Here is a 16,212-nt window from a genome sequence, read left to right on the forward strand (position 1 = left end):
CCGTAACTTTGAGAATTTTAGAAATAGAATTTTGCTATCAACGACTTAGTTATATTAAAGAAACCTGATGCTTATGCACCAGGTTTCCAATATGGGATTTTACCCCCGCTCTTGACAAAGAGCCATTAAAAAGACAGATGAGTTAATTACATATATTGCTCATCTGTCTTTTTTAATCTATACACTTTAACTTATGTATAATAACCTATACAACATACTTTGCATTATACTACAGTGTATCATATAATTCTTCATATTTCTTTGCCGAAGTCTTCCATGAAAAATCAGCTTTCATAGCTCTGTCAACAATCTTATTCCACTCACGTTTTCTATCATAATAGATTCTCTCAGCATATCTTATTGTTGAAAGCATCTCGTGAGCATTATAATTAGCAAATGAGAAACCTGTTCCTTTGCTCTCGTACTCATTATATGGTTCAACAGTATCTTTTAATCCACCTGTCTCTCTTACAATCGGAACAGTTCCATATCTAAGGCTCATAAGCTGGCTTAATCCACATGGTTCAAATAATGAAGGCATTAAAAATGCATCACATGAAGAATATATCTTATGACTCATCTCTTCTGAATAGTAGATATTAGCTGATACTTTATTACCATACTTCCATGCAAAATGTCTGAACATATTCTCATATCTTGCCTCACCTGTACCAAGAACAACTATCTGAACAGCATCATTACAAAGTTCGTCCATAACACACTGGATAAGATCGAAACCTTTCTGATCAGTAAGTCTTGATACAATACCAATCATAAATACTTTATCATTCTGTTCAAGTCCAAGTTCAGCCTGAAGTGCTCTCTTGTTTTTAATCTTTTCTTTTCTAAATGTAATCTGATTATAATTTTTGACTATATATCTATCTGTCGCCGGATTATATACATTATAATCAATTCCATTAACAATTCCCCACAGATCATTAGATCTAGCACACATAAGACCATTAAGTCCTTCACCATAAAAATCAGTCTTAATCTCTTGTGCATATGTCTCACTTACAGTTGTAATCTTATCTGCATATACAAGACCACCTTTTAAGAGATTACCATCCTTATATGATTCAAGCTTGTCTGGTGTAAAGAAATACTCTGAAAGTCCTGAGATATTCTTAACTGTATCAATATCCCATACACCCTGAAACTTAAGATTATGTATTGTCATTATCGACTTTATATCTCTAAAGAATTCGCCTTCATGGAATCTCTCCTTAAGATATACAGGCACAAGTCCTGTCTGCCAGTCATGGCAATGCACAATATCCGGTCTGAAATCAAGTAATGGCATAGCTGAAAGTGCTGCTTTACTAAAGAAAGCGAATTTCTCAATATCCCACTTTGTATCGCCATAAGGTGCCTGACCACTGAAATAATATTCATTATCTATAAAATAGAATTTCACACCTTCATATTCAGTCTCAAGTACGCCAACATACTGTGTTTTCCATGCAATATCAAGATAAAAATGCGTTCTATATCTAAGCATATCCTTATATTCCTGTTTCATACACATATATTTTGGCAATATAACTCTTACATCATATTTCTCCTTGTCAAAATATTTTGGTAATGAGCCCGCAACATCAGCAAGACCACCTGTTTTAATAAAAGGTACAGCTTCTGATGTAATAAATAAAACATTCTTCATTCCACAATTCCTCCCATACTTTTACATCTCCCTCTTATTATACCTTATAATATAAATAAATTAAAGGTAAAACAAGAAATATTATGTACAATTTTAAGAAATTGTTAATTTGCTCGTTCCAAATTGAGTTTATCTACAATAAGTGCTACAAATTCTGAGTTTGTCGGTTTTCCCTTGCACTTATTAATTGTATATGAAAATATACTGTCAATTGTATCTATCTTTCCTCTTGTCCATGCCACTTCAATCGCATGTCTTATTGCTCTTTCAACACGACTTGGTGTTGTTGCATTCTTCTTAGCTATTGCAGGATACAAAATCTTTGTGATACTCTCTAACATCTCACTGTCATTATATGACATAATAATCGCATCTCGAAGATATTGATATCCTTTTATATGTGCAGGAACACCAAGTTCATGTATTATCTCTGTCACTTTTGTCTCAATTCTTCTGTCATTTTCTGGCATATTCATATTCACATTAGCGGTAACAACAGCGATATCTTTTTTTGCTTCCTTATCCCCATACTGTTTAATTCGTGCAATTAGATGTTCATTATCAAAAGGTTTTATTATATAATAATCTGCTCCTTTCGAAAATGCTTCGACTGTAATCTCGTCTTTTGCAACCCCTGATACCATAATAAATACCGGAACTTTCTTTATGTCTTTATCATTTCTGACATTTTCTATTACATTTATTCCATCTTTTCCCGGCATACATAGATCAAGAAGCACTACATCCGGTTCCTGTTTCTTAATAAGACTTATTATCTCATTGCCATCTCTTGCATCCCCAATTACTTCAATGTCGTTATCTGTCTTTAGTATGTTGTATAAAAGTTCTCTCATCCTCTCGTTATCATCTGCTATTGCCACATTCAATCTCGCCATTTTAAAGAAATTCCTCCCTGCATATTTCTACTATATATTTTCTATATTTAACATTATACCTTTATACAGTGATATCTTGCAAGAATTAATGCTCGCAACATACGACACTATTCGACATATATTCTATACTCAATTCCATTATTTGTATACATTATCTATGCAATTTCAAGTAAAAAATATAATTATGCTTCTTCATATCCTCTTACGAACACACTCATCTCGCCTTCCCCTCTATTCGCCCATTGAAAATATGGAACAAACGTAATATCAAATGGCTCATACTCATCTTCAATGTCTGCATCATAATATAATTGTCTATTATTATTGTCTAAATACTGTTTTTTGTCATTGTTAATATCATCATCAAGTCTTATTTTTCTTCCATTAGCAATAATTTTCTTAGTCTTATTGGCAAAAATATCATTATCGCAAACAGTAAGTTCAGCCTTTTTTGACAACTCAATCAGATGAAGATTTGCACCATTATCAGCTTCCTCCATACAATATACAAGCGGACCTCTTACAACAGCATATTTACCTATTTCTTCTCTCACACGTCTATCTGCCTTGACAATCGCCGGTTTCATATCAAAATCGACTTCAATTACTGTCTCTTTTTCAAACATCTTAGTAATGTATATATATCCATCTTTTATAATAATCTCATCATCAGTCACATTCTTAAGTGAATATATATTATTGCACCAATAAGGTATTCTTAATGCCAAAGTTGTCCTAACAGGTTCATCTGCTAATACTGTAATCTTTACATTTCCATCTTTTAGAAGATTGGCATCCGTTGATATATTAAGAACCTTTTGATTAACAATTCTCTTAAACTCGCTTTTTACATATAGATTGAAGAATAATATATCTTCATTTTCTGTATAGATATATGTATTAAAAGATCCTATAATTCTCGCTATATTAGGCGGACAACATGCACATCCAAACCATTTTTGTCTTATTGGTTTGACATGAAATTTACGTTCATCAAGATGACATGCTTTTGGAACAACAGATAAGGGGTTAACATAGAAAAAGCTCCTGCCATCTTCTGCCATACCACTTAATATTCCATTATAGAATACTCTCTCCATCGTATCCGCATATTTAGAATCCGGTCTTATCTCTAACATTCTTCTTGCAAAAAAAGCCAGTCCTATCGAAGCACATGTCTCTGCATAAGCTGTATCATCCGGAAGATCATATTCAAATGAGAATGCTTCACCTATATGAGTTCCACCGATTCCACCTGTTATATACATCTTTTTTCTTATTATATTATTAAATATCTTCTCACATGCTTCATACAATTCATCATCATCAGTAAGTTTTGCAAGATCTGCCATTCCTGAGTATAGATATACTGCTCTTACTGCATGTCCAACAGCCTCATCCTGTCTTCTTACCGGTCTGTGTGCCTGATGATACTGATAACGTTCGCTCTTTTTGTCATCTTTAATTCCATGCTCTATATCAAAATAGTATGGTCTTTTTCCACGCTCATCAATTAGATATTTGCATAGATTAAGATATCTAATCTCCTTTGTCACATTATATAATCTGATAAGTGCCATCTCAGCAATCTCATGTCCTGGATATCCATGTATCTGATTATCAGCCGGACCAAACTTTTCACATAACAAATCTGCATATTTTTTCACAGCATTAAGCAATTTATCTTTGCCTGTTACTTCATAATATGCTACTGCACCTTCGCACAGATGTCCAAAGCAATAAAACTCGTGATGATCTCTAAGATTTGTAAAACGTTTATCCGGATTATTAATGATATAATATGTATCAAGATATCCATCATCCATAGCAGCTGCACATACTATATCAATCGCTTCATCTGCAATCTTTTCAAGTTCTTTGTCCGGATAATTGTTAAGTGAATAACTTACTGCTTCTATCCATTTTGCAAAATCACTATCCTGAAATACGAATCCATAGAATTTATCTTCAAGATTATCATAATCTTTAGGTAAAGTTTCAAATATATCTGTCGGAAATACCGGTGTCACTTCACCTGATTTTCTTCTCTTAATGAGTTCACCTGCAAGTCTGTAATTTCTCATGCAAAAGCTCTTCGCTGCTTCAGGAATTCTATCATTAAGTGCATCCCACTGATATGGAATTACATTCTCTCTTATCAGTCTTATCTGATTACTCCAGAATTCATCCTTAACCTTAACATCTGATATTGTAAGTGTATGTGTATAATTATTCTTGTTCAAAATGTTTCCCCCTTGGCGTTTTTAGTTTTAATTTTGTTCATTTCCATGATTTTGTTCATTTCCATGATTTCCATAATTTTGTTCATTTTTAGTTTCATTTTTTCAGGTTTTACATTCCCGGTTGTCAATTTTCTAGTTATACATTCCTAGCTTTCACTTTTTATTTTGTTTTTAGTTTTTTGTCAACTATTTTAATTATACAAAAAGATTGATGAATTACAATATATTCATCAATCTTTTTTAAGTTTCGTTATAATATTTTATTAAAATATGTATAATTGATATTCTATATGATGTAAGGCATCACTGTCAACTCCCCACCACCTAAAGGTAGTGGACTTCCGCCTATGACAAACGAAAGGATTTTATATATGAATATCTCTCACTATCTGACTACATATATAATCTTGTTAGATATTATATTACTCATATATTATTTGTTACTCTTTCTCTTACGCTGATTAGACATATATACAAGCAATGATACTATAACTGCTAATGATACTATTGCAATTATTGACATTACTACTGGTGATACGCTATCATCGCCTGTTTTTACAAGGCCTGCTCCGATTACACCTGTATTCTTATTCTTATCAGTATTCTCTTCTTCTGTTGCAAGAATCTCTGGTTTCTTAGTTATATTCTCATTAAGCACACCAGTATCTTCTGTTGCATTAATCTCTTCATTCTTCTTGGTTGTTATCTCTGCAGTTGTTATCTCTGCAGTTGTTGTCTCTTCCTGAGTTTCTCTTGTTGTTTCTTCTGGAAGAACTTCATTTCTTTTTAATTTAATCTTAATACCTGAAGCATATCCTATTGAATCAAAATCTGTATAATATACACTATCAGCTGTTATATTCTCATCAAGTACCATTGATTTACCATTCTTTATAAGTGAAACTGCATTAGTTATAGTCTGTTCACCAGACTCTGTAATCTTAGAAACAGCAGTTGTAAATTCTACAACCAATGGAGTTCTCGCAAGTTCACTGCCAATCTTAAAAGAAAATCTGTCATAATCTTTTACAAGTTCTAAAAGTTTATCTTCACTAATCTGTTCACCTTTTTCAAATGAACCATCTGATGCTACTTTTGCTTCATATACTTTAAATGTATCTGGATATAATTCAAGGTTTTCTGCAAGGATATCGCTTACTGTATATCCTGCAAAGTTAACACTATCTCTGTTAAGTTCAATAGACCAATCTGTCTCAAATACACCAGTTGCTTCATTGTAGAATGTTTCTTTTCCTGATTTTGTAACAGGTACAAGATTATCATTCTGCTTTGCACTTACTTCAATAGATGCTACATTGCCATCACTAAAAGGTACTCCTTCTATATCGCCAGTAAGAACTGCTTTATTCTCTACTGTAACACCATTAACAACATAGTCTTCACTTATTCTGGCATCTTCTTTTAACTCAGTTGTATAATATATGTCATATCTGTCATTCTTAATATCAATGCTGTCATCTAATGGTTTTATCTGTAATTCAATATTAGATGTTGAAGCTGTATATGATATAAGTACATTAGCAACTTCAAAAGAACCATTTACAGTTGTTCCTTCAACTGTTGGAAGAGGTATTCTCTTGCCTAATCTGTATTCCCTATCATTAATCTCAACTATATCAACAACAACTGTTGAGGTATCATCAGGAAGAATATCATTAATCTTGATATTCTCAAGAGGAAGATTATATGGATTAACAACAAACTTCCATTTATTACCATGGGCTGCATAATCATATCCATCAGCTACATTTTCTTTTGATATAAGTCTGTTTGAATATTCAAGTGAAGCTGTTGCTTCTCTTATCTGATCCCCATACTCAACACTTGCTGTATTACTAAGTACAAGACCTGTTTTTTGCATTGCAAGTTTCTCAGGTGATGTAACTTTTGTCTCAACTGTAATTATATAATTTTCTGTAGCGTCTACATTGCCAAGATTAACATGAAGTATCTTATTATCTTCTGATATGCAATAAGAAAATTCTCTATTACGGCATTCTTCTTCACTATCAACTCTATCAAGTGTAACTTCAGTTGCAAGACCATCTCCTGCAATCTCTTTAAGTACTGTAGATATCTCTCCGGTATACTCCATACCTTCATCTGTCAAATCATCCGTTACAATTGTATAATCTGATTCGCCAAGAAGATTACCACATTCGTTAATTGAGATATCAAATTTAACTTTCTGTGTATATGGATTGTAATCACCATTAACAGTTTTCTTAATTGCTCTAAAATAAAGAGTCTTTGTCACATCTGCATTGCCTTCTGGAATAGTTCCTATAATTCCATCTCCACTTTGTGCACTTCCCCACAGAATTCTTGCACTGTTAGAGATATCCACTCCTTCTGTAAGATTATCTGTTATATCAATAATATCTGTATAATACTTAATTGTAAAAGGACTATTTAATGCTTCTGAGTCAAGAGGAATTATAAGCACCTGGCCATCGCCATATGTATAATATGATGGTCCTTCTAGTTCAAGGCTCTTGATTGTATCTATACTCATATTATCATATGAATATTCTTCACTTTCAAACTCACCAATATCAGTAAGTGTTCCTTTATAATTATGTTCTGCATAATTATCATATGTTATAGTTATTGGCTTTTCATTACTAAATACATGGCTTTTTGTATCAGGAATATAATCAACTACATATACATCTTCACAATATGTAAAATATGTATTACCTTTTAATTCCCATTGCATGCTATGTCCATAATAACCTGCCTGTGCTCCGGATTTCGCAAAAAATTCTGTATTATCAAATATCTTGCTTGTATCTTCGGCTGTTGCAAGAAGTTTCTTTTCAGTTGTTTCTTCTGAATCTTTAGCATATAGACTAACTGTATTATTAACTTCTATTCCATCTTTGCTATTCTCAACATATTCAATATATTTATCTGATGTAAGTACTGCTTTTATAGTAAGTACTACCTCTTTTATATTATATTGTCTGTCTGGTATAACATAATTAATAACATCTTCTGATACTGCTTCTTCGCTAACTTCTTCTGTCTCTGATACTCCATTTTCATCATAAAATTCTGCACTTGCTGATACAAAATCAAGTTCATCAGGAAGCATATCTGTAATTGTATTACCTGCAAGTGAAACACCTGCTTCATTAGTCACAGCATTAATTGTATATGTAATTGTATTACCCTCTACTTCTCCCACTTTGGATATCTCATAAGATTTGAGCTCTTCATCTTGTTTTTTATCATCATAGATATAAGATAATCTGTAGACATCTTCATTTTCTTCATAAGTAAGTTCTGTTTTTGTATGTTTTTTGGCATCTGATGACACATCGAGTGCGAACTTACATCCACATGCAACATCTTCAAGATCATATATACTCTTGCCATCAAGAATAATATTAATGTCTATTGTGTCATCCTGTGTTATAATCTCATAATCACCATAGTCTTCACCTGTCGCAGTAAGCAAATCACCACTATCGGTCTCACCTACTGATATAGGATATTCGTCACTCTTTGCAAATGAACATGTATATACAAGTTCCATTCCGTCTTCGAGTTCATCACGCACTTCATCAAGCTGTTCATTATCAAGTTTTAAATCAACCGAAAATGGTACGTATTTGTTTTGTTCTTTTGTACTTGCCACTGAACCTGATTTGACAGTTGCTTCATCAACAATATCTCCTACATAGGATAATACGGTCTTATTCCCCGCTGTCACTACTTTTACTGGAGTATTTCCGATTATCTTTTGTCTCTCTGCCGCTGTTATTATGCCATTACCGACACTACACAGTCCTGCGATCAGTGTCACTGCTACTACTGGTGACACAAGTCTTTTAAAGCGTTTTTTCATTTTGTTTCAGCCCCCTAATATAATGTTACCTATTGCTGTCTGATAATTAAGTTAATCACCGACTATTTTTTCCATATCTGACATCATATCATACTATTTTACTTTAGTAAAGTTGTTTTAAAATATATTATTTCGGCTATTAGTAAAAGAAACTGAATATTGTATTTTGTTTTCCTAAATTTTACGCAAGTATATATACTATTTTGTAATATTTAGTTTTTCAGTTTTCTAATATATCCAAAGTTAATCATATAACATTCTACAATTTATATTGTTTTGTTCTATAATCTATCTTCTGTCATTACCTCTTACATTATATCTAATTTTTTTGATATTTAATTTTCCTTAATATCTGGCTTTTCTTAATACCTAATTTTTCTCAATATCTGGCTTTTCTTTAATATATAACTTTCCTTAATATCTGACTTTCTTTAATATATAACTTTCCTTAATATCTGGCTTTCCTTAATATCTGGCTTTCTAATAATTACATTTTCCTAATATCCAATTTTCTACTAATAATCGACTTTCTCAAGGCAAAGACCAAGTGCAGGTGCTGTCGGACCACCTTTCATTCTTTCTTCGCTATTAAGTGCCATTATTATATCTTCTGTAGTAATCTTCCCATATCCCGCTTCTAGTAGCGTTCCTGTAAGAATTCTTACCATATTCTGCAAAAATCCATTTCCATGAAAAGAAAAACTATAATATCCATTTTCTTCTTTTATATCAATTCTATCTACAATTCTTACTGTCGATTTCTTCATCTGTGGATTAATACTAAAATTTTTGAAATCATGTTCGCCCTGAAGAACCTTAGCTGCTCTTCTCATAAGTTCAAGATCCGGTTTTTTATCAAGACAATTAACAAAACGTCTCTTCCATACAGGTTTATTCTCACCATAATAGCATGTATAACAATATGTCTTACCTGTTGCACTGTATCTGGCATGAAACTTATTACTGACTCTTTCAACATTAGTTACTACAATATCATCCGGCAAAAGTCTATTAAGTTCATCTCTTATCTCTTTTTCATTAAGTCTTGTATGAAATCTTGCATTAGCACACATAGCTCTTGCATGCACTCCGGCATCTGTTCTTCCTGCACCAAATACTTCTGTTTTTTCACCACAAAGTTCGCTTACAACTTTCTCCATATTACCCTGAATTGTATTCTGATCCGGCTGTTTTTGCCATCCGTAGTACCTCGTCCCATCATACATTATTGTAAATTTATAATTTTTCATCTTAATTTCTCCATATCTTTTAGTTTATAATTTAACTGATTAAACTCTTCTAATCTTGGTTTCTCCACTTCGTAATTTTATTGATCAATCACTATTAGATTTGGCAAATCTGCTCTTAATAATATATCATCAGATATTAAACTGTGCAAATATAAAAATCCCCACAGTCAATTTGAGAAGTTCTTATCATCTCAAATTGACTGCGGGGATTTTTATATTATCTTACTACAGTCTTAACAAGTCCTATAACTGCTGCAATTATAAGTAATGGAACTGCCACATATACAAGGCCTGCTACTACAAGTGCTATAATAACAATTGGTGCAATAAGCGTAACAATAACTTTTGATATTGCCCATGATGCTTTAAACGCTATCTTTAGAATATTGCTAAATATTGCTAACGTAAGTAATACGATAATTGCTGTAATCATAATTAATCGCTCCTTTTTCTGTCATTTTTCCAAGAAAAATCTGTTTTTTAATATCAGACTAATTATCAATCATATTGGCTAATATGTCAACCTGACTGCTCCCACTGGCAAGCCAATGGGGTTCTGATTGTCAAGTGTAGCTTGTAATCGTACACCATTTGCAGGCTTTGGAGTTACAAGTGTAAATCTATTTGAATCAGGACTTTCATTACCAAGCAGTCCGTCGACCACATTAACGGTAAATTTCTGTTTTTCAGCAAGGAAGTACAGTCAATCTCCCTTATTATTAAGTTGTTAAGCTATTTTAATTCCACTGTTTAATACTTTAATCTTATGAGCCTTAATCCATGTGATTAGGGCTTTTTCTTTCTTGCAGCAATTATCAAATTCTGTAATGCATTTATCTTTATCTATATCCTGCGTCTTATGGTTGTAGCAATAGAGCAGGAATGATGAATACCAATCTCTTTGTACTTCCGTACCATCTTGTAGCTTATACAATCGGTCAGACAGTTTCTTTTTGATATAGTCATCAACTGTATGGTCGTACTGTGAAGCTCTGTAATTGTTTGGTACTTCTATATATGTGCCACTCGTTGCCTTGAATTTCTTTTCCACTGTAGTCTGAAATCCAGAAGGGCATCTGTTCTTTATAGATTTACCAAAACGCTTTTTCTTATTGAACTTGCCCTTATCGTTTTTGGTAGTTTCTTTGGCTCGTCTCATAAGCCTGCTTGCGTTCTTTGGCTCTGTGACGAATATATCTCCGAGACTTCGTAAATGGTTGGCATCTTCGTTTATTGCAAGTTGCCTGTTCACTGCATTGATACGGCATAATTCAAAATGTTTTGCTTTCAGCTTCTTATAATGATTTGAATATGTCCAAGTCTTTCGACCTTTCTTAACAGTACTATCTTCATTGTAGTTTTGAGGATTAGAGGCTCGTCTTGACCTGTCCATAGCACGATAGAGCAGGCGTTCTTTTCTTTCAGAAGTTTGTATGCTGTTACCACGTTCTGAAAGATTCTTTAAACCGACTTCCTTGTCAGATGTATAAGCAACAGTCTGTGTACCAATATCGGCACCTATCATTCCTTTACCATACTTGTGACGAGGATTGCCATGCTTATCATATTTTGGTTTTGCTTTACCCTCGATAGTAAGATGCAGATATACCCTGTATTTACCTCGTATTATTTTAGGAACAAGCGTAGCATAGCAAGGTCTGTATGTATCTATGCAATAAGCATCTTTTATGAAGGTATTTACCGCTTTGTTATCCACAACCTCAGGTTCGGCAAGATATGTTAAAACGGCATTTACTTCGTCCTGTTGAAATCTGTCATTTACCTGGATTCCGAAAGTGGTTTTACCAAGTTTGAACTGCAGTCTGTCATCTTTTACAGACACTGGAATGCCACGATTTATCTGTTTTGCACGGATACAAGGCAGTTCTCCATATTTTGAGAAATGAATAGCATTGCCATTACCATATAAGCATTTTTCGATACCTCGCCAAATATCTTCGGCTTTCGTCAGTGCGAATACAGCGTCTATACCATATTTCTTACCTATCGGTATCATGGATGTTCTGCAATATTCCCATGTAACATTAAATTGTTTTTGCATTTCGTTAAGTTGATTAGCATAAATTTTGCGTTTATCTTTATCTTTGGTGCTGCCATACAGAAATAGTAATTTACGGTATCTCTTTGTACGCAGAAGTTGGTCATAATTCTTTCTCATAAGACTAACAAGCTCATTGCCTGCTTTGCGTATCTTATCAGAAAGAGCCACAACTTTAAGCACATCGTAATAAGGCATATCGGTCTCAACAACCAAAATATGCCTGTCAGAAAGTTTATGATATTGTTTCAGAATTTTGTTGTATTCTTTGTCACTCATGGCTTTTCTGTTCCTCAATGTACTTAATTACTGTAGCTTCGCTTATATGTCCTACTGCGTTTTATTTATACATAGCTTATATCTATTCTATGTCATTGTCAAGTCAAAGAAAAACGGCTTTCATCCCACACGCAAGCGTGTGGGTTTTCGCCGCAAATTTATAACGTTTAGCACCTTAACATAGTTAATATGCATATAATATCACTCTATCTTCTCATTCTGTCGAACCTCTTAACATATTTTCAATAAATATTCCATAGCCTTTTGTCGGATCACTTACAAATACATGTGTAACAGCTCCTATCATTTTTCCATTTTGAATTATTGGACTTCCACTAAGCCCCTGTACTATTCCTCCTGTCTTCTCAATAAGTCTGTCATCTGTAACTTTGAATACTATTCCTTTATTGCCTTTATCATTAATATCTACTTTTTGAATGTCTATATCATATTCAGAGATTATATCATCAATACAGCATATAACTTTCGCTTCACCATTCTTTATCTCATAAGCATATCCAACCGGCATATAATCACATATACTCTGTTCTTTAAGTTCATTAACAGCTCTACTATCAAGAGTCCCAAATATTCCAAGTTCTGTATTATTTCTTATAATTCCAAGATAATTTGAATCGCCATACATAACTTTACCAACAAGTTCTCCCGGAACACCAATCTTTCCTTTTATTACTGAAAAAATATTCGTTTTATATAATTCTCCTTTTTCTATCTCAAGAAGTTCTCCTGTATCAACATCACTTATTCCATGTCCTAATGCTCCAAAGTTAGCATTTGAATCCATATATGTCAAAGTTCCTATTCCCTGAGTATCATCTCTTACCCATATTCCGAGCTTATATATACCTTTAATATCTTCAATTCTCTCAAGCATAACTTCTATATTCTCATCATTTCTTCTAACTTTAAGCACCATACTGTCTTGTTCTGATTCATTAATGAGTTTTACAAGTTCTGCTTTTGTATACACATTAATGCCATCTGCACTTATTATATAATCTCCTTTTTTCAATTTGTTTCTTGCAGGTTCACATACATTACCAAGATAATCTGTAATCTCACCTGTTCCTACCACAAGAACACCTGATGTCTCCACATATATTCCAGTCTGCATTCCAAGTGGCATAACTTCTTTTGTATCAACAATATTAACATCTATATCTTTAATATCAAAGAGTCCAAACAATTTAAACTTTATCTTATAATTGCCTTCTTTTTGTCCTCTAATATTAATTGTTTTTGCAAGATCCACGTATACTTCGCTGTCTATATACTTAGAATCAAAAGTTCCAAGTACCGGTACATTAAGATCAATATGCTGTTCTGTTCCTGCCCCAAACGTAAGTGTATCAGGAATACTACTTTTTATATATCTGTCTGAAAAAAATATAATAAGCAATATACCTGATGTAGCAAGCAGTTTTAAAATAACTCGATACCACTTTTGATTTTTCATATTATATAACATCCTTTCTGGTATACTATAGTGAATAGCTCTTGACAACGAACCAAAAAAAATAAGAGAGAATCTCTTCTCTCTTATTATGTGTATTTGTAATTATATAATACATTATTTTGTTTTATCAACATATGATCTCATCACTTTATATTATCAATAGATAAATTCATCATCTATATCATAACAGATAATTTCATTATTTTGTTTTATCGGCAAGTGCTTTCATCTCTCTTGCATTCTCGATTACTGCATCTGTTATCACAGTTCCTCCAAGTAATCTTGCAAGCTCTTTTATCATCCCTTCATTATCAAGCTCTTCTATAGATGTTATTGTTGAATTATTAACAACATTCTTCTCAATAAGATAATGATAATCTGCCATCGATGCAATCTGTGGCAGATGTGTTATACAAATTACTTGTCTGTTCTTGCCTATAATACCAAGTTTCTCCGATACTTTTTGAGCTGTTCTTCCACTTATACCTGTATCTATCTCATCAAATATAAGCGTCTCTATCTCATCCTTATCTGCAAGAACAGTCTTAATAGCAAGCATAATTCTTGAAAGTTCACCACCTGAAGCTACTTTTGCAAGTGGTTTCATCTCCTCACCTGGATTAGTCGATATAAGAAATTCTATCTCATCATATCCATTTGCAGTATAATTATCTGTCTTTTCAAATGCTATATCAAATTGTACATCAAGAAAATTCAATTCTATAAGTGCATTTTTTATGTCTTTTGACAAAAGTTCTGCTTTCTTTTTTCGAATATCTGATATCTTCTCACATAGCGCTCTTACTTTTTCTTCCTGTTCTTTGTATAGCTTTTCTGTCTCAGCTTTTTTCTCTTCATAATTAACCAAGAGATCAAGCTTTTCTTTTCGTTCTTCAAGATATTTAAGCACATCCTCGATTGTATTACCATATTTTACTTTAAGATTATTAATCAAATCATAACGCTCAATAATCTCTTCATATTCTTCATCACTGAATTCCATATTAGAAGTATATATATTAATATCTCTGTTAACATCATTAAGTAATGCTTCAATATCTTCAAGCTGTGAAAAGACGGATGCAAGCTCATCATCTAGTTCTGCAAGCTTTGCAACTTCTCTTATAGCCTGACCGATAGCATAAGAAGCTGATGTGGAACTTTCATTACCAATCAGTTCATCTACCTGGGAAAGCCCTGATAATATATTCTTTGAACGGCTTATCTTAGTTGACAGCCTTGCTAATTCTTCATCTTCACCAATCTTAAGTCTTGCATTCTCTATCTCGTCAATCTCAAATTGTGTAAATGATATATCTCTTAATCTCTCATCTTCATCTGTTGTAAATTCTAAAAGCCTGTCTCTTAATTCTGAATATATCTTATATTCAGTTTTTAATTGTTCTTTTAACACTATAAGTTCATTCTTGGCATATTTATCAAGAATTGTAAGATGAGTATTATTATATAATAATGATTGGTGTTCATGTTGACCATGCACATCAATTAACTGTCTTGTTATCTTTCTTAATATTGACGCTGTACATGTCACACCATTTACTTTAATTATACTCTTATTATTCATAAGTCGCCTTGTTATTAATATCTGACCATCTTTGGCATCAATATCATATTCATTAAGGCTCTTTATCTTCTCTGGCGAATCTATCTGAAAGAGAAGTTCAACCAAAGCATAATCGCAATCTTTACGAATAATATCTTTTGGTACTTTTCCTCCAAGTCCTATATTAACAGAACCTATTATGATAGATTTACCTGCACCTGTCTCTCCACTTAATATATTAAGTCCATTATGAAAATAGACATCTGCTTCCTCAATAAGTGCCAGATTCTTTACATGTAGATTTAAAAGCATTTTTTTCCTCCTTCGGTCTTTTTAAAAACCAGTCAGAATTGTAATTTACTTTCTTATTTGGTAGCTACTACTTTTTTTATTTTCTCCATTAATATTAATGTATCATCTGCAGAGCGTACAGCACACATAATCGTATCATCTCCTGCTATACATCCTACAACTTCATTCCATTGCATGGCATCAAGAGCTGCTGCTACTGCCATTGCCATACCTGATACAGTCTTTATAACAAGAATATTCTGTGCCATATCCATTGATACATAGCCATCACGTAATACTCTTATATACTTATCGCTCATCCAGCCTTCTTTATTCTGGATAACAACATATTTTTGCTTACCGCCTTCAACAGGCATCTTTGTAAGCTTTAACTCTCTTATATCTCTTGAAACTGTAGCTTGCGTAACATTATATCCTTCTTTGTTGAGTAATGCTGCTAATTCTTCCTGTGTCTCAATCTCATACTTACTTATTAATTCAACTATTTTAGAATGTCTCTCAATTTTCATTATCCTACTCCATTCCTGTTTGTATGCTATGCCTTTAGCCACTTATCGTTATGTTCACTACTTATATCACTTTTAGCATACAT

General features: G+C 32.9%; 10 protein-coding genes. All 10 read right to left on the reverse strand.

Annotation, left to right across the window (positions count from 1 at the left end; genetic code table 11):
• Positions 1-229 precede the first annotated feature (229 nt).
• A complete protein-coding gene (gene glgA / locus KQI85_RS14055; protein ID WP_216576698.1) occupies positions 230-1,666 on the reverse strand; it encodes a glycogen synthase GlgA in 1,437 nt (478 codons plus the stop codon).
• 104 nt (positions 1,667-1,770) lie between these two features.
• Positions 1,771-2,562 (reverse strand): sporulation transcription factor Spo0A, encoded by a 792-nt coding sequence (spo0A, locus tag KQI85_RS14060; protein ID WP_216576699.1) that lies wholly within the window; start codon positions 2,560-2,562, stop codon positions 1,771-1,773.
• Between the two features lie 182 nt (positions 2,563-2,744).
• Complete coding sequence (locus KQI85_RS14065; RefSeq protein ID WP_216576700.1) at positions 2,745-4,805, reverse strand: glycoside hydrolase family 127 protein; 2,061 nt, start codon at positions 4,803-4,805, stop codon at positions 2,745-2,747.
• 433 nt (positions 4,806-5,238) lie between these two features.
• A complete protein-coding gene (locus KQI85_RS14070; RefSeq protein ID WP_216576701.1) occupies positions 5,239-8,679 on the reverse strand; it encodes a collagen binding domain-containing protein in 3,441 nt (1,146 codons plus the stop codon).
• Positions 8,680-9,194: 515 nt separating this feature from the next.
• A complete protein-coding gene (gene truA / locus KQI85_RS14075) occupies positions 9,195-9,929 on the reverse strand; it encodes a tRNA pseudouridine(38-40) synthase TruA (protein WP_216576702.1) in 735 nt (244 codons plus the stop codon).
• A gap of 217 nt (positions 9,930-10,146) precedes the next feature.
• Positions 10,147-10,362 carry a hypothetical protein gene (locus KQI85_RS14080; RefSeq protein ID WP_216576703.1) on the reverse strand — a complete coding sequence of 72 codons (216 nt, stop codon included), beginning with the start codon at positions 10,360-10,362 and terminating at the stop codon, positions 10,147-10,149.
• Between the two features lie 294 nt (positions 10,363-10,656).
• Entirely contained in the window at positions 10,657-12,267 is a 1,611-nt protein-coding gene (locus tag KQI85_RS14085; protein ID WP_216576704.1) for a hypothetical protein, read from the reverse strand.
• A 214-nt stretch (positions 12,268-12,481) separates the two neighbouring features.
• Positions 12,482-13,744: a SpoIVB peptidase gene (gene spoIVB / locus KQI85_RS14090; RefSeq protein ID WP_216576705.1), complete on the reverse strand. Its 1,263-nt coding sequence runs from the start codon at positions 13,742-13,744 to the stop codon at positions 12,482-12,484.
• Positions 13,745-13,943: 199 nt separating this feature from the next.
• The gene (gene recN, locus KQI85_RS14095) at positions 13,944-15,620 is read right to left on the reverse strand and encodes a DNA repair protein RecN (RefSeq protein ID WP_216576706.1); all 1,677 of its coding nucleotides are present in this window, start codon (positions 15,618-15,620) and stop codon (positions 13,944-13,946) included.
• Positions 15,621-15,673: 53 nt separating this feature from the next.
• On the reverse strand, positions 15,674-16,129 hold the full coding sequence (gene argR, locus KQI85_RS14100) for an arginine repressor (protein ID WP_216576707.1): 456 nt from the start codon (positions 16,127-16,129) through the stop codon (positions 15,674-15,676).
• Positions 16,130-16,212 lie beyond the last annotated feature (83 nt).

Origin of the sequence: Falcatimonas sp. MSJ-15, from assembly GCF_018918265.1 — a bacterium.
In the GTDB taxonomy this organism is placed as follows: Bacteria; Bacillota; Clostridia; order Lachnospirales; family Lachnospiraceae; genus Falcatimonas.

Excerpts from the sequence above, each read along its gene's own strand:
- glgA (WP_216576698.1), bottom strand. The coding sequence starts at position 1,666 with ATGAAGAATGTTTTATTTATTACATCAGAAGCTGTACCTTTTATTAAA.
- spo0A (WP_216576699.1), bottom strand. The coding sequence starts at position 2,562 with ATGGCGAGATTGAATGTGGCAATAGCAGATGATAACGAGAGGATGAGA.
- KQI85_RS14070 (WP_216576701.1), bottom strand. The coding sequence starts at position 8,679 with ATGAAAAAACGCTTTAAAAGACTTGTGTCACCAGTAGTAGCAGTGACA.
- truA (WP_216576702.1), bottom strand. The coding sequence starts at position 9,929 with ATGAAAAATTATAAATTTACAATAATGTATGATGGGACGAGGTACTAC.
- KQI85_RS14080 (WP_216576703.1), bottom strand. The coding sequence starts at position 10,362 with ATGATTACAGCAATTATCGTATTACTTACGTTAGCAATATTTAGCAAT.
- KQI85_RS14085 (WP_216576704.1), bottom strand. The coding sequence starts at position 12,267 with ATGAGTGACAAAGAATACAACAAAATTCTGAAACAATATCATAAACTT.
- spoIVB (WP_216576705.1), bottom strand. The coding sequence starts at position 13,744 with ATGAAAAATCAAAAGTGGTATCGAGTTATTTTAAAACTGCTTGCTACA.
- recN (WP_216576706.1), bottom strand. The coding sequence starts at position 15,620 with ATGCTTTTAAATCTACATGTAAAGAATCTGGCACTTATTGAGGAAGCA.
- argR (WP_216576707.1), bottom strand. The coding sequence starts at position 16,129 with ATGAAAATTGAGAGACATTCTAAAATAGTTGAATTAATAAGTAAGTAT.